Genomic DNA, 20,925 nt, shown 5'->3' with positions numbered 1-20,925 from the left:
ACATCTCCGCCACAAGAGGACGAAAACCATGAGCGTCACCACCGTGCAGCAGCTTTTCAAGCCGCTGAAGGACATCACCCAGGACGGCTCCATCTCGCACCAGTGCGGCGTGACGATGAACGACAGCGTCGAGGCGCGCTGCATTGCCGAGGTGATGGAGAGCAAGCCCGGAATCACCGTCACCTACCTGCCGGCGATGATCCGCATCGACGGCGAGGGCAAGATCGAGTTCAAGATGAGCGAGATCGGTGAAGCGCTGGGCCGCGAGATGACCCCGCACATCTTCGAGATCTCCACCTCCACCCACTATGGCCGCATGGTCATGATCGACGAGGACACGGTCGTCCTCTTCGGCAACATGGATGACGCGCTGGCCTACGAGTGAGTGGGCAGGCGGGGTCCGCATCAGGTCCAGCGGGCTCCGCCTCTTTTTCAAATCCGCAAAATCAAGAATGGGAGGGAACGAGACCATGCCGAAGATGATGCTGCACCGTGCCGAAGCGCGGGCCGCGCTTGCCCGTGGGGTGGGCAAGCTGGCGCTGGCGGTGCGCGGCACGCTGGGGCCGAAGGGGACGAACGCGATCATCGACCGCCCCATCGGCACGCCGATGATCTCCCGCGACGGCGTCAGCATCGCCGCCGAGATCGAGTTGCCCTGTCGCTTCGAGAACATGGGCGCACAGGTGGTGCGCGAGGTGTCGAAGCAGACCAACGACGTGGCCGGCGACGGCACCACCACCGCCACCGTTCTGGCCGACGCGCTGATCCAGGACGGCGTCGCCGTGCTGGCTGACGGCCATGGTTCGGTCGAGCTGGTGGAGGGAATGGAACGGGCCTGCGGCTTCGTCGTCGACCGGCTGCGCGGCATGGCCCGGCCGTTGGAGGGCGATGCGCAGCTGGAACAGGTGGCGACGGTCGCGGCGACCGATCCGGCGCTCGGCCGGCTGGTGGCGGACGCCCTGCGTCGGGTGGGGGTTGAGGGGGTGATCGACATCGAATATGGCCAGCCGGGCGTGCCGACCGCGCTGCATGTGCTGGAGGGCATGGTGCTGGACCGCGGATTCCTGTCGCACCACATGGCGACCGAGCCCACCGGCCAGACCGCGGTGCTGGAGCGGCCCTGCATCCTGATGACCGACCACAAGATCACCGATCCGGAGCCGGTCCTGCGCTTGGTCGACCGCATCGCCGCCGGGCATCGCCCGCTGCTGATCATGGCAGACAGCGTAGCGCCGGAGGTGGTAGCGGCGCTGATGGAACTGCGCCGCGACGGCCGCGCCACTGTGGTGGCGATCAATCCGCCGGAATTCGGCCATTGGCGCACGGCGACGATGGAGGACATCGCGATCCTGACCGGCGGGCGCGTGATCGCCCGCGATTTGGGCGGGCGCCTCGACAGCGTGACGGCGGAGGATCTGGGGGGCGCCGACCGCATCGAGGTGTCCGCCGGCCGCACCACCATCCTGCGCGGCCACGGTGATCCGGACGCGCTGGCCGCCCGCCGCGCCCTGGTCCAGCGCCAGTGGGAGGAGGCGCCGCCCAACATCGAACGCGACAAGCTGTCCCAGCGGCTGGCGAAGCTGACGCACGGCACCGCCCTGATCGAGGTCGGCGGCGCCACCCCGGTTGAGCAGAAGCGCACCGCCCAGCTTCTGGAGGATTCGCTCGCCGCCGCCCGCGCCGCGCTGGCGGAGGGGGTGCTGCCCGGCGGCGGCACCGCGCTGGCCCGCATCGCCCCGCTGCTCGACCGGCTGGCCGCGGATGTGGGAGAGGGCGAGCGCGCAGGGATAAGGCTGGTGCAGCGGGCGATGCTGCAGCCGCTGGTCTGCATCGCGGAGAATGGCGGACTGGACGGGGCAGGCATCGCCGCGCGCCTCGCCGAGCTTCCCGACGGCGCCGGGTTCGATGCGCGCACCGGCCGGTTCGGCGACCTGTTCGCCGCGGGGATCATCGACCCGGCTAAGGTCACCACGCTGGCCCTGCTGAACGCGGTGTCGGTCGCCAAGCTGGTCCTGACCACCCACACCCTGATCGCCGACATTCCCGACGACGTCGATCCCACGGCAGGCCCGGCCCGTGGCGGCGGAATGGAGCGCTATGGGCGGGCCTGATCCGGATCCGGCGGCCGGAAACCTCCACCTTCGGGGAAAGGGGCAGGGAAAAAAGCCATAGAGTATTCCGCTACTACCGCTCCCGCTTCGGTTCGGCTTATGGTTTCTTATACGAACAATCTGACGAGCGGCGGATCGGGGCAGGCCTCCGCTTTCGGACCGAAGGACAATCGGCGCACGGGCAATAAAACAGCAAAAGACGCCGGGAAGCAGGGAGGGGACAGTGTTGGCCAATGAAGAGGTCGCCATCGGCCGTTCGGCCGTTGCGTCATCCGGTCCGGCGTTCCATGCGCTGGCCAAGAGCGAACGTGACGGCGAACGGGCGACGATGAAGGCGTGGGAGGACTTCGTTTCCGGATCGCGGCAGGAAAACCTGCCGGTCCGCGACGTGGTCATCCGGTCCTGGGCGCGGTGCCAGAGCTTTCTGGTCGATGCGCGGGCGGACGCGGCTCCGGTTGTCGGCGCCGACCATGTCGAAGCCCTGAGACGGGAGAATCGCGAACTCCTGCAGGCCGCAGCCACCACGCTGGCGGAGGCGGCGGATCTTCTGGCCGGGACGCGGACGGTGATGCTGATCACCGATGCCAACGGCGTGGTGCTGGAGGCGGCGGGCGACCGGGCGACGCTGAACGCGGCACGCGACATCAGCCTGGGCTGCGGCGGCCATTGGAGCGAGAGCAGCGCCGGGACCAACGGCATCGGCACGGCGCTGGCGTCCAAGACGCCGGTGCTGGTCCAGGCGGCCGAGCATTACTGCGCCGGCATCAAGGGGTGGAGCTGCGCCGGGGCACCGATCCATGATCCGCTGGACGGGTCGGTCGTCGGGCTGCTCGACATCTCCGGACTGAAGCAGGGATTCAGCGCCCAGGCGCTGGCACTGGCGGTGGTGGCCGCCCGGCAGGTGGAATGGAACCTCGCCCGCCAGACCGAGGCGGAACATGTCCGGCTGCTGGAAGCCTGCCTGGAGGACAGCCAGAAATATGCCGGAGAGGGACTGATCGCTCTGGATGCGCGGGGCCGCCTGCTCTACGCCAGCCGCAAGGCGGCGCATCTGCTGAAGGTTAATCTCGGGTCCGACCTGCCTCAGCTCAGCCGCGGAACGAAGCTGCCCATCGTCGGGATCGCCGGCATGGCGGCTGGCAATCCGGCGGATGGCCAACTGCCCGTGCCCGCCGACTGGGTCCGGCCCCTGATGCTCGACGGCGAACGGCGGGGCACGCTGCTGGTCATTCCCCGCGCGGCCTCCTGCCGCCTGCCTGCCGGCCGCCGCACGGCGTCCGACGAGACCGATCATGCGCGGTCCCGCTTTGCCGAGATCGTCGGGGGCAGCGACAGCCTGCGCGCGGTGATCGGCCAGGGAGAACGGCTGGCGCCGCTGCCGGTCCCCATCCTGATCGAGGGCGAGACCGGCGTCGGCAAGGAACTGTTCGCGCGGGCCATCCACGGGCACAGCGCCGTGGCCTCCGGACCGTTCATACCCTTCAATTGCGGTGCCGTGTCGCGCGAGATGCTGGGCAGCGAGCTGTTCGGCTATGTCCGCGGCGCCTTCACCGGAGCGGCGGCGGAGGGGCGGACCGGCCGTTTCGAACTGGCCGATGGCGGCACTCTGTGCCTGGACGAGGTGGGCGAACTGCCGCTCGACCTCCAACCCTATCTGCTGCGGGTGCTGGAGGAGGGGGTTCTGTACCGCATCGGCGACAGCACGCCGCGCCGGGTCTCGGTCCGGCTGCTCGCCATGACCAACCGGAATCTGCGCCATGAGGTGGCCGCCGGTCGCTTCCGCCGGGACCTGTATCACCGCCTCGCCGTCACCGCGCTGCGGGTGCCGCCGTTGCGGGAACGGCAGGGAGACGTGCCGCGCCTGATCGCCCATTTCAACGATCTGCTGGCCGACCGGCACGGGCGGGATCCGGTTCGGTTCACGGCGGCGGCGCTGGACCGGCTGCATCGCTATGACTGGCCGGGCAATGTCCGGGAGCTGAGGAATCTGGTGGAGCGCGCGGTCCTGCTGTCCACCGGCGGAATGGTGGACGTCGGCGATCTTCCCGAAGAATTGCGGGACGCCTGCGGCGGCGTGGACGCGGAGGGTTGGCCCCTGCCGGGTCCGCCGATGGCGATGCCTGCGTCTGCCGGCCCGCCAGCCATGTCCCCGCCAGCCATGTCCCTGACGGTGACGGAGCAGCGGACCATCGAGGACGTGATCGCCGCCACCGGCGGGAACCTGTCGGACGCCGCCGCGGTGCTGGGCATTTCCCGCAGCACCCTGTACCGCAAGCTGAGCCAGCACGGCATCCGGCGCGAGGCCATCGGCAAGGGGATGGGTGCTGCCCGTGCCTGACCCCGCTTGCCGCAGGACAGCGTAACCGCTCCAGGGAGGGCCGGTGCATGTGCCAGATCTTCGTCAAAACCGACCCTATCCTGTACGAGGCGCGGTCCCGTTCGGTCCGCATCCACGGGATGGTGACCAGCATCCGGTTGGAGAACCTGTTCTGGAACGTCCTCGCCGACATCGCGGCGGAGCAGGGGATCACGACCAACCGCCTGATCGTCACCCTGCATGACGAGGTCGTGGAGGTCCACGGCACGATCCAGAACCTCGCCTCCTTCCTGCGTGTCAGCTGCGTGCGCTATCTGACCATGGCTCCCGGCACTGTTTCCGAGGCCGGCGGGCAGGCGAGGGGCGCGGCTTCCGTAACGGAGGGCGGTGCGTCCGTCCTTGCTTTCCAGCGGGACCGGCGGCTGTCCGATGACGCGTGACGGTGCGGACGGAAAGCCACGTCAGCTGCCGGACGCAAGCGCCCGGTGGCCGGCCTGGATGCTGTCGATGATCGACTGCCCGCGTTCCAGAAGGTAGCCGCGCAGCTGCGCATGCACCGGCAGCAGCGGCAGGCTGCGGCGATGGGCGATGTACCAGGAGCGCATCAGCGGCAGCCCTTCCACCTTCAGCTCGCGCAGCATGCCCAGCGCCAGCTCCAGATCCACGGTGTGGCGCGACAGCAGGGCGAGGCCGATGCCGGCCATGACCGCCTGCTTGATCGTCTCGTTGCTGCTGGAAGTCATGACGATGCGCGGCGAAAAGCCCTGGCCGTGGAAATAGGCGTCGGTCAGCGCCCGCGTGCCGGCGCCTTCCTCCCGCGCGATGAAGCCGCTGTCGGCCAGATCGGACAGGCGCAGGGACGGGGCGTCGGCCAGCGGATGGGTCGGCGCGCAGATGATGATGCTGGGGTGGCGGGCGAAGGGTTCGGCCAGCAGTTCCTCCGCGTCCAGCGGACGGCCCATGATGGCGAGGTCGACCTCGCCCTTGGCGACCATCGCGTTGACCTCCCGCCGGTTGCCGTCCTGGAGATGGATCGACACGCCCGGCCGCTCCGCCTGGAAACGGGAGACCATATGCGGGGCGATGTATTTGGCGGTGCTGACCAGCCCGATGGTGACGTTGCCGCCGGTCACCCCCTTCAGCGCCTGCATCCGACGGTCGGCGTTCTCCAGCGCCTGGAGGATCAGTGTCGCATGGTCCAGCAGGTCGCGCCCGGCCTCCGTCAGCACGACGCCGCGGCCGACCCGCTCGAACAGCGGGAATCCGCAATGACCCTCCACCTGCTTGATCTGGAACGAAACCGCGCCGGGCGTCAGGCCGAACCGCTCCGCCACGCGGGCGAAGGACAGGCTGCGGGCGGCGGCGGTGAAGATCTGGAGCTGGCGCAGCGTGGCGTGCTGGATGGTCATCGGCCGCCCAATTCATCAGGAATCCCTATCCATACTGTGCTGTGTATTTGAATTTTCCTCAATAGTACGTGGGGCTAACGTTTTCATCGGAACGAACCGAACGCCACCGTCGAGGTGAAGACGATGAACTACGTATCGACGACTCTTCCTACGGATCGGACGGCCGCCGATGGGGTGGTCAGCGACCCGAAGGCCCGCTACCGGCCGGGCGTGCTGAAATACCGCCAGATGGGCTATTGGGAGCCGGACTATCAGCCGAAGGACACCGACGTTCTCGCCGTCTTCCGCATCACGCCGCAGGACGGCGTCGATCCGGAGGAAGCGGCGGCGGCGGTCGCCGGCGAAAGCTCCACCGCCACATGGACCGTGGTGTGGACCGACCGCCTGACCGACTGCGAGCGTTATCGCGCCAAGGCCTTCCGCGTCGATCCGGTGCCCGGCACGCCGGGGCAGTATTTCGCCTACATCGCCTATGAACTCGACCTGTTCGAGGAAGGGTCGATCGCCAACCTCACCGCGTCGATCATCGGCAACGTCTTCGGCTTCAAGCCGCTGAAGGGGCTGCGGCTGGAGGACATGCGGATCCCGGTCGCCTATCTGAAGACCTTCCAGGGGCCGGCGACCGGCATCGTGGTGGAGCGCGAGCGGCTGAGCAATTTCGGCCGGCCGCTGCTGGGCGCGACGATGAAGCCGAAGCTGGGACTGTCCGGCCGCAACTATGGCCGCGTGGTGTACGAGGCGCTGAAGGGCGGGCTCGACTTCACAAAGGACGACGAGAACATCAACTCGCAGCCCTTCATGCATTGGCGCGACCGCTTCCTCTACTGCATGGAGGGGGTCAACCGCGCCATCGCCGAGACCGGGGAGATCAAGGGCACCTATCTGAACGTCACCGCCGCCACCATGGAGGACATGTACGAGCGCGCCGAGTTCGCCAAGGAACTGGGCAGCGTCATCATCATGATCGATCTGGTGATCGGCTACACCGCCATCCAGTCGATGGCGAAATGGGCGCGGCGCAACGACATGATCCTGCACCTGCACCGGGCCGGCCATTCCACCTACACCCGGCAGAAGAGCCACGGCGTGTCCTTCCGCGTGATCGCCAAGTGGATGCGCATGGCCGGCGTCGACCACATCCATGCCGGCACCGTGGTCGGCAAGCTGGAAGGCGATCCCAACGTCATCCGCGGCATCTACGACACCTGCCGCGAGACCCATGTCCCGCAAAACTTGCAGCACGGCATCTTCTTCGACCAGCCCTGGGCTGGCCTGAAGCGGGTGATGCCGGTGGCGTCGGGCGGCATCCATGCCGGGCAGATGCACCAGTTGCTGACCTATCTGGGCGAGGACGTGATCCTGCAGTTCGGCGGCGGCACCATCGGCCACCCGGACGGCATCCAGGCCGGCGCCACCGCCAACCGCGTCGCCCTCGAAGTGATGGTCAAGGCCCGCAACGAGGGCCGCGACATCTGGAACGAGGGGCCGGAGATCCTGCGCGACGCCGCCCGCTGGTGCGCCCCGCTGCGCGCCGCGCTCGACACCTGGAAGGACGTGACCTTCGACTATGCCTCCACCGACAGCGTCGACTACGTCCCCACCCCCACCGCGGCGATGTGAAGGAGCGATTCCCATGCGTCTTACTCAGGGCCAGTTCTCCTTCCTGCCGGACTTGACGGACGAGGAGATCACCAAACAGGTGCAGTACGCCCTCGACCAGGGCTGGGCCGTGGCGGTGGAGTTCACCGACGATCCGCACCCGCGCAACAGCTATTGGACGATGTGGGGCAACCCCATGTTCGACCTGCGCGACGCCAAGGGCGTCATGATGGAGATCGACGCCTGCCGCACCGCCCATCCCGAGCAGTACGTCAAGGTCCTCGCCTTCGACAGTTCCTATGGGTTCGAGACGGTGCGCATGTCCTACCTGATCAACCGCCCGGCCGTGGAGCCCGGTTTCGAGCTGCTGCGGTCGGAGGGGCCGGGGCGGCGCATCGGCTACACGGTGCGCAGCTATGCCACCGGCCGTCCCTCGGGCGAGCGCTACGGCGGGGAGGCGCGTCATGGGGCGTGACGTGGAAGAGCGTGAGCTGGGTGAGGGCTACTGCCTCGCCCCGTCGATCCTGTCCGCCGACTTCGCCCGGCTGGGCGAGGAGGTGGAGCGGGTGGCGGAGGCGGGTTGCGAGGTCGTCCATGTCGACGTGATGGACAACCATTACGTCCCCAACCTGACCATCGGTCCGCTGGTCTGCGCCGCCATCCGTCCGCGCACCCGCGCTGTCATCGACGTCCATCTGATGGTGCGGCCGGTCGATGCGCTGGTGCCGCTGTTCGCCAAGGCCGGTGCCGACATCGTCAGCTTCCACCCCGAGGCGTCCGACCATCCCGACCGCACCCTGGCACTGATCCGCGAGCAGGGCTGCCGCGCCGGGCTGGCGCTGAACCCGGCGACACCGCTGGCGCATCTGGACCATGTGATGGACCGGCTGGACCTGATCCTCGTCATGTCGGTCAATCCCGGCTTCGGCGGGCAGTCCTTCATCCCGTCCGCCTTCGAGAAGATCGCCGAGGTCCGCCGGCGCATCGACCGGCACCGCGAGCGCACCGGCCGCGCCATCCGGCTGGAGGTGGACGGCGGCATCAAGCCCGACAACATCCGCGCCATCGCCGATGCCGGCGCCGACATCTTCGTCGCCGGGTCCGCCATCTTCGGCGATGCCGACGCCGACGGCGGCTATCGCGGCGTGGTCGGGCGAATGCGCGCCGCGCTGATGGCCGAACCGGAATGGAGGGCGGCATGAGCGACGCGGCCGACCTTCTCGACCCGGAAGCCACCCCGGAAACCCGAGACCGACCATCCGACGCGCCGTTCGTCGATCTCGACGCGCTCTACCGCGAGTCCGGCATCGGCGAGATGCTGGAGGGGATGGACCATGAACTGGTCGGGCTGCTGCCGGTGAAGACCCGCATCCGCGAGATCGCCGCCCTGCTGCTGGTGGAGCGCGCCCGCCGCAGCATCGGCCTTCGGGCGGAGCCGCCGTCGCTGCACATGTGCTTCACCGGCAATCCCGGCACCGGCAAGACGACGGTGGCGCGGCGCATGGCCGGGCTTCTCCATGGTCTGGGCTACATCCGGCGCGACCATGTGGTCAGCGTCACCCGCGACGATCTGGTCGGCCAGTATATCGGCCACACCGCGCCCAAGACGAAGGACGTGCTGAAGCGCGCCATGGGCGGCGTGCTGTTCATCGATGAGGCCTATTACCTTTACCGGCCGGAGAACGAGCGCGATTACGGGCAGGAGGCCATCGAAATCCTGCTCCAGGTGATGGAGGACAACCGCGACGATCTGGTCGTGATCCTCGCCGGCTACCGCGACCGCATGGAGGTCTTCTTCCGCTCCAACCCCGGCATGGCGTCGCGCATCGCCCACCATGTCGATTTCCCCGACTACGAGGCAGCGGAACTGTTGGAGATCGCCCGGCTGATGACGGAGGGCATGCAGTACCGCCTGGCACCGGAAGCCGAGCGGGCGATGGCCGACTACATCCTCCGCCGCATGGCCCAGCCGCGCTTCGCCAACGCCCGATCCATCCGCAACGCGCTGGACCGCGCCCGCCTGCGTCAGGCCAACCGCCTGTTCGAGGCGCGCGGCAATGCCATCGCCGCCAATGACCTGCTGACCATCGCCGAGGAGGACATCCGCCGGAGCCGCGTCTTCACACAATAGGCCCGCAAAAAGCCGGCCGGACAAAACACGAGAGAGGGGGAACCGATGCCGCACCGTCACACGACCTTCAGCAAATTCATCATCGAGGACCAGCGCCGCCGCGGCGGGGCCGACACCGACCTGACCGCGCTGCTCAACGACGTGCAGACCGCGTGCAAATTCATCGCCAGCGCCGCCGCCCGCGGGTCGCTGACGCCGTCCGCCGGCCAGCCGGCCGCACCGGCGCCCGAACCCGGCGTGAATGTCCATGGCGAGACGCAGAAGCCGCTGGACCTGATCGCCAACGAGATCATGCTGCGCACCTGCGAATATGGCGGCAAGCTCTGCGGCATGGCGTCGGAGGAGATGGAGGAGCCCTACCGCATCCCCCGCGAATATCCGCGCGGCCGCTATCTGCTCGCCTTCGATCCGCTGGACGGCTCGTCGAACGTGGACGTCAACCTGACGGTCGGCACCATCTTCTCCATCCTCAAGGCACCCGACGGTGTCGACGAGCCGGAGGTGGAGCATTTCCTGCAACCCGGCACCCAGCAGGTGGCGGCGGGCTTCGCGCTCTACGGACCGGCCGACATGATCATCGCCACCTTCGGCGAGGGCGTGCACGGCTTCACCCTGGACCGCGAGATCGGCGCCTACACGCTGACCCACCCCGACATGCGCATCCCCGACCATGTCTGCGAATTCGCCATCAACAGTTCCAACGCCCGCTTCTGGGAGCCGCCGGTGCGCCAGTATGTCGAGGAATGCATCAAGGGCAGCTCCGGCCCGCGCGAGGCCGATTTCAACATGCGCTGGATCGCCTCGCTGGTGGCGGAGGTCTACCGCATCCTGATCCGCGGCGGCGTCTTCCTCTATCCGCGCGACGCCCGTCCCACCCACAAGCCGGGGCGGCTGCGCCTTCTCTACGAGGCCAACCCCATCGCCATGCTGGTGGAGCAGGCGGGCGGGGCGGCCAGCACCGGGCGACAGCGGATTCTGGACATCAAGCCGATGGCCCTGCACCAGCGGGTGCCGGTGATCCTGGGATCGAAGGCGGAGGTTGAACGGCTGGTCGCCTATCACGCCGCCTACGACCGGGGGGAGGAACTGTCCTTCCACGCGCCGCTGTTCGGCAGCCGGTCGCTGTTCCTGGCGCCCGAATCCGCGGCGCTCGGTTGAGGGAGGAACGCACAATGTCGGCCCGTCATCCGATCATCGTCGTCACCGGCTCTTCCGGTGCCGGGACCACCACCGTCACCCGCACCTTCCAGCAGGTCTTCCGCCGCGAAGGCATCGCCGCCGCCATCGTCGAGGGCGACAGCTTCCACCGCTACGACCGCCGCGAAATGCGCGCCAAGGTCGCCGAGGCGCAGGAGGAGCCCCATTCGACCTTCAGCCATTTCGGCCCCGACGCCAATCTGTTCGAGGAACTGGACGACCTGTTCCGCAGCTATGGCGAGACCGGCGGCGGCCGGACCCGCAAGTATCTGCACGACGAGAAGGAGGCCGAACCCTACGGCCAGGACCCCGGCACCTTCACGCCCTGGGAACAGATCGAGCCCGGCACCGACCTGCTGTTCTACGAGGGGCTGCACGGCTGCGTGCGCACCGAGCGCGTCGATCTCGCCCGCCATGCCGACCTGAAGATCGGTGTCGTGCCCATCGTGAACCTGGAGTGGATCCAGAAGATCCACCGCGACCGCAACCTGCGCGGCTATTCGGAGGAAGCCATCGTCGACACCATCCTGCGGCGGATGCCGGACTATGTGAAATACATCTGCCCGCAGTTCAGCAGCACCGACGTGAATTTCCAGCGCGTGCCCACGGTGGACACCAGCAACCCCTTCATCGCCCGCGACATCCCGACCTCGGACGAAAGCATGCTGGTCATCCGCTTTACCCGGCCGAAGGGCATCGACTTCCCCTATCTGCTGTCGATGCTGAAGGACAGCTTCATGACCCGGCCCAACACCATCGTCTGTCCGGGGGACAAGATGGCGCTGGCGATGCAGCTGATTTTTACGCCGATGATCTGGCAGCTGGTCGACCGCAAGAAGAAGGCGTTCTGAGGGGGGCTCATCTCTTCGGTCGTCATTCCCGCGAAGGCGGGAATCCAAACTTTGCAGGCCCTTGCATTGGAAGCTCTGGATCCCCGCCTTCGCGGGGATGACGCCGAGAGGACGGCCGCTCCGTACCGCCAAGCAAAAACACCCACCAGGGGAAGGACACCAACCATGAACGCGTCGATGACCGCGGCCGTCGAGGTCCGCGAACAGGACCGGCTTGCCTTGCCACCCGACACACCCGACCGTGGCTCCGGACGCCGCCTGCTGGCAAACGCCCTGCGCATTCTCGCCATCGATGCGGTGGAGGCCGCGAACTCCGGCCATCCCGGCATGCCGATGGGGATGGCCGACATCGCCGAGGCGCTGTGGCGGCGTCACCTGCGCCACAATCCGGCCGATCCGCGCTGGCCCGACCGCGACCGCTTCGTGCTGTCGAACGGGCACGGCTCGATGCTGCTCTACGCGCTGCTGCACCTGACCGGCTACGACCTGCCGATGGAGGAACTGCGGCGCTTCCGGCAGCTCGGCTCGCGCACGCCGGGGCATCCGGAATACGGGCTGACGCCGGGGGTGGAGACGACCACGGGGCCGCTGGGGCAGGGCCTTGCCAACGCCATCGGCATGGCCTTGGCCGAACGGCTGCTGGGGGCGGAGTTCAACCGGCCGGGGCACCGGATCGTCGACCACAGGACCTTTTGCTTCGTCGGCGACGGCTGCCTGATGGAGGGGATCAGCCACGAGTCCTGCTCGCTGGCCGGTACGCTCGGGCTGGAAAAGCTGGTGGTCTTCTACGACGACAACGGCATTTCCATCGACGGGCCCGTCACCGGCTGGTTCACCGACGACACGGCGCAGCGGTTCGAAGCCTATGGCTGGCGGGTGATCCGCGAGGTCGACGGTCACGACGCCTACGCGCTGGACACCGCAATCGACGAGGCGCTGGCCCCCTGCGGCAAGCCGACGCTGATCTGCTGCCGGACGGTGATCGGCCATGGCTCCCCCAACCGGGCCGGCTCGGCCGAGGCGCATGGCGCGCCGCTGGGATCGGTCGAGGTCGCCGCAACCAGGGCCGCACTCGGCTGGACCTCTCCGCCCTTCGAGCTGCCGGAGGAGGTGCGTGCCGGCTGGGACGCCCGGCGGCGTGGTGCGGCGACGCAGGCTGATTGGCAGGCGCGCTTCGATGCCTATGCCGGCGCCCACCCGCAACTCGCAGCCGAGTTCCTACGGCGCATGCGCGGCGACCTGCCGGAGAGCTTCGCCGAATCCGCCGACGCCTGGATCGCCGCCGTCGCGGAGCGGGCGGAGCCGATGGCGACCCGCAAGGCCTCCCAGCAAGCCATCCAGGCGCTGGCGGGCCTGCTGCCGGAACTGCTGGGCGGATCGGCCGACCTCACCGGTTCCAATCTCACCGACTGGCGGGGGAGCGGCGGGCGCCACCTACATTACGGCGTGCGGGAGTTCGCCATGGCCGCGGTTATGAACGGCCTTGCTCTGCATGGCGGCTTTCTGCCCTTCGGCGGCACCTTTCTCGCCTTCTCCGACTACTCCCGCAACGGTCTGCGCCTGTCGGCGCTGATGGGGCTGCGCGTCGTCCATGTCTTCACCCATGACGGCATAGGCCTGGGCGAGGACGGCCCCACCCACCAACCGGTGGAGCATGCCGCCAGCCTGCGCCTGATGCCGAACCTCGACGTCTGGCGTCCCTGCGATGCGCTGGAGACTGCCGTCGCGTGGCGCGCCGCGGTGGAGCAGACGGACGGGCCGACCGCGCTGCTGCTGTCGCGCCAGACCCTGCCGGCACAGAGGGGTGTTGACCGAGCCTGCGATGCCGCCCGCGGCGGCTATGTGCTGGCCGATGACGGGCGCCCTGACGTGGTGCTGATCTCCACCGGGTCGGAGGTCGCCATCGCCATGGAGGCGCGGCGGCTGCTCGCCGGCCGGGGTGTTGCCGCCCGCGTCGTTTCCATGCCCTGCTGCGAGGTCTTCGACCGGCAGGACCCCGAATGGCGAAGCAGAGTGCTGCCGGACGGCACTCCCCGGCTGGCGGTGGAGGCCGGGGCGACCGGGCTGTGGCGCGCTCATGTCGGGCTGGACGGCGATGTGGTCGGCCTCGACCGCTACGGCGAGTCCGCTCCGGCCGCCGATCTCTACCGCCATTTCGGCATCACGGCGGAGGCGGTGGCGGAACGCGCGCAGCGCCTCTGCTCCCCCCAGTCCTGAATCCTGTGCCCTGAACCGGAGACCTCACGCGATGGCCCTGATCTCCCTCCGACAGCTCCTCGACCACGCGGCCGACCATGGCTATGGCGTGCCGGCCTTCAACATCAACAACATGGAGCAGATCCAGGCGATCATGCAGGCGGCGGACGATTGCGCCAGCCCGGTGATCCTGCAGGCGTCCGCCGGCGCGCGCAAATATGCCGGCGAGCCGTTCCTGCGCCACATGGTCCAGGCGGCTGTGGAGATGTGGCCGCACATTCCCATCTGCCTGCACCAGGACCATGGCGCCAGCCCGGCCGTCTGCCAGCAGGCCATCCGCTCCGGCTTCACCAGCGTGATGATGGACGGCTCGCTGCTGGACGACATGAAGACGCCGGCAAGCTACGACTACAACATCCGCGTCACCCGGCAGGTGGTGGAGCAGGCGCACGCCGTCGGCGTCTCGGTGGAGGGCGAACTGGGCTGCCTCGGCTCGCTGGAAACCGGGCGGGCGGGGGAGGAGGACGGATCCGGTGCCGCCGGCATCCTGTCGCATGACCAACTGCTGACCGACCCGGAGCAGGCGGCGGATTTCGTGGCGCGGACGGGGGTGGATGCGCTGGCCATCGCCATCGGCACCAGCCACGGCGCCTACAAGTTCAGCCGCCGCCCGGACGGCGAGGTGCTGGCCATCGGCCGCATCCGCGCCATCCACGACCGCATTCCCGACACCCATCTGGTGATGCATGGCTCCTCCAGCGTGCCGCAGGAATGGCTGGAGATCATCCGTGCCCATGGCGGCCGTATCCGCGAGACCTACGGCGTCCCGGTCGAGGAGATCCGCGAAGGCATCCGCAACGGTGTGCGCAAGGTCAACATCGACACCGACATCCGCCTCGCTATGAGCGGTAGCCTGCGCCGCGCGATGATGACGCGGCCGGAGGAGTTCGACCCGCGCAAGTTCCTGGCCGAAGCGACCAAGGCCGCCCGCGCGCTCTGCCGCGAGCGGTTCGAAGCCTTCGGATCGGCAGCGCAGGCGGAGCGGATCGCCCCGCTTCCGCTGGAACGCATGGCCGCCCGCGCCGCCTGATTCCCCAACAATCCCAACACCCCATCCGACATTCCCAACCAGCGGAAGGCGATGATGATTTAGGATGCTGACTTTCAGCAAAGGATGCGTTACCGTGGCATCTGGTATACGAGACACCAGGAACTCGGATCGCGACACCCAGAAGCGCGGACCATCCAGCAGAGGCCAGAAACGCCGTGACCGCATTTCCTCCGATCATCAGCGCAAAGCCGCCGGGCGGCGCTCCTGCCCGCAGTATCCATCCCGGCTCCGGCCGCCGCAAGACGCGCGACCAGCAGAAGGGCCGCCAAGTCGATCCCGTCAGCCTCGAGGAGGTTCGGGCGCTTCTCGGCGACCGCTCCCGTCAGGCGGACCTGCTGATCGAGCATCTCCACCTGCTTCAGGACCATTACGGCTGCCTGCATGCCCGCCACCTCGCAGCATTGGCGAAGGAGATGCGGCTGGCGCTGGTCGAGGTATTCGAGGTCGCGTCCTTCTACGCCCATTTCGACATCGTGATGGACGGCGAACCGGCACCACCGAAGCTCACCATCCGCGTCTGCGATTCGCTGAGCTGCGCGCTCGCCGGGGCGGAACAGCTGCATGAGGCGCTGAAGGCCGGCGTCGACGAGCGCGAGGTCCGCATCCTGCGCGCGCCCTGCATGGGCGGCTGCAATAACGCGCCCGTCGTGGCGATCGGCCATGCCCCGCACGAGAACGCGACCGTCGAGAGCGTGCTCGACGCCGTCGCCCACGGCCATGTCCACCCGGACATTCCCGACTATCTCGGCTTCGACGAGTATATCCGCGGCGGCGGATACAAGATGCTGGCCGAATGCCTGGACGGTGCGCGCGACGTCGATCAGGTGCTGAAGATGCTGGAGGATTCCAGCATCCGCGGCCTGGGCGGCGCCGGCTTCCCCACCGGCCTGAAATGGCGCTATGTCCGGGCGGAGCCTGGTCCGCGCATGATGGCGATCAACGGCGACGAGGGCGAGCCCGGCACCTTCAAGGACCGTTTCCATCTGGAGCGCGACCCGCACCGCTTCCTGGAGGGGATGCTGATCGGCGCCTGGACGGCCGAAGCGACGGACGTCTACATCTACCTGCGCGACGAATACCCGCAGTGCAGGGAAATCCTGCTGCGTGAGATCCCGAAGGTCGAGGCCGCTGGTCTCGCCCGCCACACCCGCATCCATCTGCGGCGCGGCGCCGGCGCCTACATCTGCGGCGAAGAGTCGGCGATGCTGGAGAGCATCGAGGGCAAGCGCGGCCTGCCCCGCCACAAGCCGCCCTTCCCGTCAGTGGTCGGCCTGTTCGGCCGCCCGACCCTGATCAACAACATCGAGACGGTGTTCTGGGTCCGCGAGATCCTGGAGAAGGGCGGTTCCTGGTTCGCCAGCCACGGCATGAACGGGCGCAAGGGGCTGCGCACCTTCTCGGTCTCCGGCCGGGTGAAGGAGCCGGGGGTCAAGCTGGCCCCGGCCGGCATCACCCTGCAGGAACTGGTCGACCAGTATTGCGGCGGCATGGCCGAGGGCCACACGCTGAAGGGCTATCTGCCGGGCGGCCCGTCCGGCGGCATCCTGCCGGCGTCGATGGCCAACATCCCGCTCGATTTCGGCACTCTGGAGCCGCACGGCTCTTTCATCGGCTCGGCCGCCGTCGTCGTGCTGTCCGACAAGGACAACATGCGCGACGTGGCGCTCAACCTGCTGAAATTCTTCGAGGACGAGAGCTGCGGCCAATGCACGCCTTGCCGGGTCGGCACCGAGAAGGCCGTGCGCCTGATCAGTGAACCCGAGTGGGACGAGGAGTTGCTGACCGCGCTCGCCACCGTGATGGGCGATGCGTCGATCTGCGGCCTGGGGCAGGCGGCGATGAATCCGATCAAGCTGGTGATGAAGCATTTCCGCGAAGACTTCGTGTCGCGCCAGGGCACGGCTCAGGGTGTGGCCCAGGGCGCAACCGGATCGCAGGGGTAAGGAGACCGACATGTCCCACGGCATCACTTTCACCCTGGACGGCGCCGAGGTCGAGGCACGCAACGGCGAGACGATCTGGCAGGTCGCCACGCGCCTGGGCACCGAAATCCCGCACCTCTGCCACCGGCCGGAGCCGGGCTACCGCCCCGACGGCAACTGCCGCGCCTGCATGGTGGAGATCGAGGGGGAGCGCGTGCTCGCCGCCTCCTGCATCCGCAAGCCCAAGCCCGGCATGACCGTGCGCACCGCGTCGGAGCGGGCCAAGGCGTCGCGCAAGCTGGTCTTCGAACTGCTGCTGGCCGACCAGCCGGAGCGGGAGACCGCGCACGACCCCAACTCCACCTTCTGGAAATGGACCGACAAGGTCGAGATCGCCGGCAGCCGCTTCCCCACCGTGGACCGGCCGAACAAGACCGACGACATGTCGCACCCGGCGATGGCGGTCCAGCTCGACGCCTGCATCCATTGCAATCTGTGCGTCCGCGCCTGCCGCGAGGTCCAGGTCAACGACGTCATCGGCATGGCGGCGCGCGGGCATCTGGAAAAGATCGTCTTCGATTTCGACGACCCGATGGGGCAGTCCACCTGCGTCGCCTGCGGCGAATGCGTGCAGGCCTGCCCGACCGGTGCGCTGATGCCGGCCGCCCTGGTGGACGAGAAGGGCGTCTACACCAACGCGCCCGACCGCGAAGTGGACTCAGTCTGCCCCTATTGCGGCGTCGGCTGCCAGTTGACCTACAAGATCAAGGACAACAAGATCGTCGCCGTCGACGGCCGTGACGGTCCGTCGAACCAGAACCGCCTGTGCGTGAAGGGCCGCTTCGGCTTCGATTACGCCCATCACGGTGACCGGCTGACCGTGCCGCTGATCCGCCGGCAAGGCGTTTCAAAGCACGACGTCGACATCGACCCGATGAACCCCTTCACCCATTTCCGCGAAGCGAGCTGGGACGAGGCTCTGGCGGTCGCCGCCGGCGGCCTGCGCAAAATCCGGGACGAGCGCGGCGGCAACGCGCTGGCCGGCTTCGGGTCGGCCAAGGGGTCGAACGAGGAGGCGTACCTGTTCCAGAAGCTGGTGCGCACCGGCTTCGGTACCAACAACGTCGACCACTGCACGCGGCTCTGCCACGCGTCCTCGGTGGCGGCGCTGATCGAGGGCGTCGGGTCGGGAGCGGTGTCGGCGCCTTTCATGGCGGCGGAGGATGCCGAGGTCATCGTCATCATCGGCGCCAACCCGACCGAGAATCATCCCGTCGCCGCGACCTTCTTCAAGAACGCGGCGGAGCGCGGCGCGAAGCTGATCGTCATGGATCCGCGCGGGCTCGCCATGGCGCGCCACGCCACGCACATGCTGCAGTTCACGCCCGGCCGCGACGTGTCGATGCTGAACGCCATCCTCCACACCATCATCGCGGAGGGGCTGTACGACCGCCAGTATGTTCAGGCCAACACCGAGGATTTCGAGGCGCTGGCCGAGACGGTGAAGGACTACCCGCCGGAGGAGATGGAGAAGGTCTGCGGCATCCCGGCCGCCACCTTGCGCACGGTTGCGCGTCTGTTCGCCCGGTCCAAGGCGTCGATCATCTTCTGGGGCATGGGCGTGTCGCAGCACATCCACGGCACCGACAACAGCCGCTGCCTGATCGCGCTGTCGCTGGTCACCGGCCAGATCGGCCGCCCCGGCACCGGCCTGCACCCGCTGCGCGGCCAGAACAACGTCCAGGGCGCGTCCGACGCCGGCCTGATCCCGATGTTCTACCCCGACTACAAGTCGGTCGAGGATCCGGAGGTCCAGTCCTTCTACGAGAATTACTGGGGCACCAAGCTGGACGGCAAGCGCGGCCTGACCGTGGTCGAGATCATGGACGCCATCCATGACAACCGCATCAAGGGTCTCTACATCGAGGGCGAGAACCCGGCGATGTCCGATCCCGACGTGACCCACGCCCGCGAGGCGCTGGCCATGCTCGACCATCTGGTGGTGCAGGACATCTTCCTGACCGAGACGGCGAAATACGCCGACGTGGTGCTGCCGGCGTCCGCCTGGCCGGAGAAGGACGGCACGGTCATCAACACCAACCGGCAGGTCCAGATGGGCCGCGCGGCGGTGCCGCTGCCGGGCGAGGCGCGCCAGGATCTGTGGATCATCCAGGACATGGCCCGCGGACTGGGCCTGAACTGGAACTACACCCACGTGTCGGAGGTGTTCGCGGAGATGGTCGGTGCCATGCCGTCGCTCGCCAACATCACCTGGGAACGGGTGGAGCGCGAAGGCTCCGTCACCTATCCGGTGGACGGGCCGGACCAGCCCGGCCACGACATCGTCTTCGGCAACGGCTTCCCGACGAAGACGGGCCGCGGTCGCTTCGTGCCGGCGCGGCCGATCAATCCGGCGGAGACGCCCGACCTCGACTATCCGCTGGTGCTCACCACCGGCCGCCAGCTCGAGCACTGGCACACCGGGTCGATGACCCGGCGGTCCAGCGTGCTCGATGCGGTGGAACCGGAGGCGGTCGCCTATGTCTCCCCGCACGACCTGACCCGTGCCGGGATGAGGACCGGCGATTACATGCTGGTGTCGAGCCGGCGCGGCACGATCCGGCTGAAGGCCCGCATCGACGATCGCATGCCGGTCGGTCTGGTCTTCATCCCCTTCGCCTACGCGGAAGCGGCGGCGAACGTGCTGACCAACCCGCAGCTCGACCCCTTCGGCAAGATCCCGGAGTTCAAATACTGCGCGATCAAGATCGAGAAGGCGGAGATGGCCGAGGCGGCGGAGTAACGCCGGGAAGACCGGCAATGGCGGCGGCGACCCGCGCCGCCGCCTGCGGGTCGATGCCCGCGGTGCGCTCCCCGCCGCAGAGCGCGCCGCGGAAGCCGAGGTAATCGGGCGACAGGGCCGAGAGGGCCGGGATGTCTGCAACGCGCAGCGACCCGGCCAGCCCGGTCAGCAGGCCGTGTGCCCGTGTGCAGCACACGAAGCTGGACAGTTGCGCATCGTGCCAATAGTGGCGCAGCCCGTGGCGCTTGCCGGCGGTGTCCAGCATCGCCCCGCGAAAGCCGGCGGATGCCAGCCGGTCGATGGGCAGGCAACCGGGGTCCGGCGGCCAGAGGTCGGCGAACAGTACGGCGACCAGTTGCACCCCTTCCGCCGCGAGCGGAGCCAGCGCGTCGATGCAGCGGTCGGGCGCTCCATCGGGCGCGAAGCCGATCTTGACGAAATCCACGCCGGTCCCGGCGACCCGGCGGGTAGCAGGCTCGACGATCTCGGGCCGCATCGGATGGTCGCCGATGGTGGCGCTCAGCCGCGGGCAACCGGGCAGGACCGTCAGGTCGCGCACCGTCGCTGCGATGTCGTCCACCGCCCATGCCCCAAGCGCTCCGGCGGAGGGCTCCTTCAGGTCCAGGATGTCGGGCGCCGCCGGCAGGATCAGGGGGATTTCCGCCGCATCGGCGACGCTGGCCAGCCAGCCGGTCATGAGTTCTCCCCTCCGCGGTGGGCTGCGATGCGGTCCATCAGCCAGCCCCAGCCCTCCAACTCATGCGGGCCGGCGGTCTTGCCGATGGCGATGGAGAGGTATTCGACCTCCCGTTCGATCTTGTCGGCGGGCAGCATGTGCAGCCGGCTGACCAGAATGGCCGCCTCGATCACCGCCGCCTGCGCCCGGTTGTGGCCGCGAAAAGGGGCATGGGTCGCGGCATGGACGGTGAGACAGTGGAAGCGTGGGCGGACCGGGTCGTCCTCCACCTCCTCCACCACGATCTCCTCATGCGACAGGCAGTCGGCCAGACGGGGCGCGTCGATCCGCTCCGCCGGAACGGTCGGCCAGTCGCGGCGGCGTCCGCTGATGCAGCCGGCGAAGACCCGCACGTCGTCGGTGTGGTTGACGACGGCGCAACGGCGGGCGAGCAGGTTGTCGAGCGTCCGTGACGGCCGGAACGGGGCCAGGATGAAGCGTTCCCCGTCGCCAGTCGCCTCCACCGTCACCCCCATCGGCGCCACATGGGGCCGACCGTCGGCGCCGGTGGTGGTGATGATGGTTTCGCGGATCAGGGGCAT

Annotated in this window: 17 protein-coding genes; 14 read left to right on the top strand and 3 right to left on the bottom strand. The window is 68.3% G+C overall.

Annotation, left to right across the window (positions count from 1 at the left end; all coding sequences use genetic code 11):
- Positions 1–28 precede the first annotated feature (28 nt).
- From FZ983_RS30785 to FZ983_RS30770, 4 genes are all read left to right on the top strand, one after another.
- Positions 29–385, top strand: a complete 357-nt coding sequence (locus FZ983_RS30785; protein WP_149228364.1) for an MmoB/DmpM family protein — start codon at positions 29–31, stop codon at positions 383–385.
- An 85-nt stretch (positions 386–470) separates the two neighbouring features.
- Positions 471–2,111, top strand: coding sequence for a molecular chaperone GroEL (locus FZ983_RS30780; protein ID WP_149228363.1), 1,641 nt, complete (start codon positions 471–473; stop codon positions 2,109–2,111).
- Between the two features lie 223 nt (positions 2,112–2,334).
- Positions 2,335–4,449: a sigma-54-dependent Fis family transcriptional regulator gene (locus FZ983_RS30775; RefSeq protein WP_149228362.1), complete on the top strand. Its 2,115-nt coding sequence runs from the start codon at positions 2,335–2,337 to the stop codon at positions 4,447–4,449.
- Positions 4,450–4,496: 47 nt separating this feature from the next.
- On the top strand, positions 4,497–4,868 hold the full coding sequence (locus FZ983_RS30770) for a ribbon-helix-helix domain-containing protein (protein WP_149228361.1): 372 nt from the start codon (positions 4,497–4,499) through the stop codon (positions 4,866–4,868).
- Positions 4,869–4,889: 21 nt separating this feature from the next.
- On the opposite strand, the gene FZ983_RS30765 is transcribed toward FZ983_RS30770, so the two are convergent.
- Positions 4,890–5,837, bottom strand: a complete 948-nt coding sequence (locus tag FZ983_RS30765; protein ID WP_247884052.1) for a LysR family transcriptional regulator — start codon at positions 5,835–5,837, stop codon at positions 4,890–4,892.
- Between the two features lie 228 nt (positions 5,838–6,065).
- Between FZ983_RS30765 and FZ983_RS30760 the strand changes: the two genes are divergently transcribed.
- The 10 genes from FZ983_RS30760 to fdhF all read left to right on the top strand — a co-directional run bounded on the left by FZ983_RS30760 (position 6,066) and on the right by fdhF (position 19,647).
- Positions 6,066–7,457, top strand: coding sequence for a form I ribulose bisphosphate carboxylase large subunit (locus tag FZ983_RS30760; RefSeq protein ID WP_247884054.1), 1,392 nt, complete (start codon positions 6,066–6,068; stop codon positions 7,455–7,457).
- Positions 7,458–7,470: 13 nt separating this feature from the next.
- Complete coding sequence (locus tag FZ983_RS30755; protein ID WP_149228359.1) at positions 7,471–7,911, top strand: ribulose bisphosphate carboxylase small subunit; 441 nt, start codon at positions 7,471–7,473, stop codon at positions 7,909–7,911.
- Between the two features lie 16 nt (positions 7,912–7,927).
- On the top strand, positions 7,928–8,638 hold the full coding sequence (rpe, locus tag FZ983_RS30750; RefSeq protein WP_348771088.1) for a ribulose-phosphate 3-epimerase: 711 nt from the start codon (positions 7,928–7,930) through the stop codon (positions 8,636–8,638).
- Entirely contained in the window at positions 8,635–9,567 is a 933-nt protein-coding gene (gene cbbX, locus FZ983_RS30745; protein WP_247884051.1) for a CbbX protein, read from the top strand. The genes rpe and cbbX overlap by 4 nt, the downstream gene beginning before the upstream one ends.
- Before the next feature lie 45 nt (positions 9,568–9,612).
- On the top strand, positions 9,613–10,725 hold the full coding sequence (locus FZ983_RS30740; RefSeq protein WP_149228356.1) for a class 1 fructose-bisphosphatase: 1,113 nt from the start codon (positions 9,613–9,615) through the stop codon (positions 10,723–10,725).
- Positions 10,726–10,739: 14 nt separating this feature from the next.
- Positions 10,740–11,615 (top strand): phosphoribulokinase, encoded by an 876-nt coding sequence (locus FZ983_RS30735; protein WP_149228355.1) that lies wholly within the window; start codon positions 10,740–10,742, stop codon positions 11,613–11,615.
- 165 nt (positions 11,616–11,780) lie between these two features.
- On the top strand, positions 11,781–13,832 hold the full coding sequence (gene tkt, locus FZ983_RS30730; RefSeq protein WP_211103017.1) for a transketolase: 2,052 nt from the start codon (positions 11,781–11,783) through the stop codon (positions 13,830–13,832).
- A gap of 31 nt (positions 13,833–13,863) precedes the next feature.
- The gene (gene fba / locus FZ983_RS30725) at positions 13,864–14,901 is read left to right on the top strand and encodes a class II fructose-bisphosphate aldolase (protein WP_149228354.1); all 1,038 of its coding nucleotides are present in this window, start codon (positions 13,864–13,866) and stop codon (positions 14,899–14,901) included.
- 176 nt (positions 14,902–15,077) lie between these two features.
- Positions 15,078–16,865 carry an NAD(P)H-dependent oxidoreductase subunit E gene (locus tag FZ983_RS30720; protein WP_247884050.1) on the top strand — a complete coding sequence of 596 codons (1,788 nt, stop codon included), beginning with the start codon at positions 15,078–15,080 and terminating at the stop codon, positions 16,863–16,865.
- A 10-nt stretch (positions 16,866–16,875) separates the two neighbouring features.
- Complete coding sequence (fdhF, locus tag FZ983_RS30715) at positions 16,876–19,647, top strand: formate dehydrogenase subunit alpha (RefSeq protein WP_149228353.1); 2,772 nt, start codon at positions 16,876–16,878, stop codon at positions 19,645–19,647.
- Here the strand turns inward: fdhF and FZ983_RS30710 are convergent.
- Both FZ983_RS30710 and FZ983_RS30705 read right to left on the bottom strand, forming a co-directional pair.
- Positions 19,607–20,344: a (5-formylfuran-3-yl)methyl phosphate synthase gene (locus tag FZ983_RS30710; protein WP_149228352.1), complete on the bottom strand. Its 738-nt coding sequence runs from the start codon at positions 20,342–20,344 to the stop codon at positions 19,607–19,609. The genes fdhF and FZ983_RS30710 overlap by 41 nt on opposite strands.
- Positions 20,341–20,925 carry a DUF447 domain-containing protein gene (locus FZ983_RS30705; RefSeq protein ID WP_188092582.1) on the bottom strand — a complete coding sequence of 195 codons (585 nt, stop codon included), beginning with the start codon at positions 20,923–20,925 and terminating at the stop codon, positions 20,341–20,343. The genes FZ983_RS30710 and FZ983_RS30705 overlap by 4 nt, the downstream gene beginning before the upstream one ends.

Origin of the sequence: Azospirillum sp. B21 (assembly GCF_008364825.1) — a bacterium.
Taxonomy (GTDB): Bacteria; Pseudomonadota; Alphaproteobacteria; order Azospirillales; family Azospirillaceae; genus Azospirillum.
Note: the sequence above shows the minus strand (reverse complement) of the source record. Positions and strands in the feature narration are given on the sequence as shown.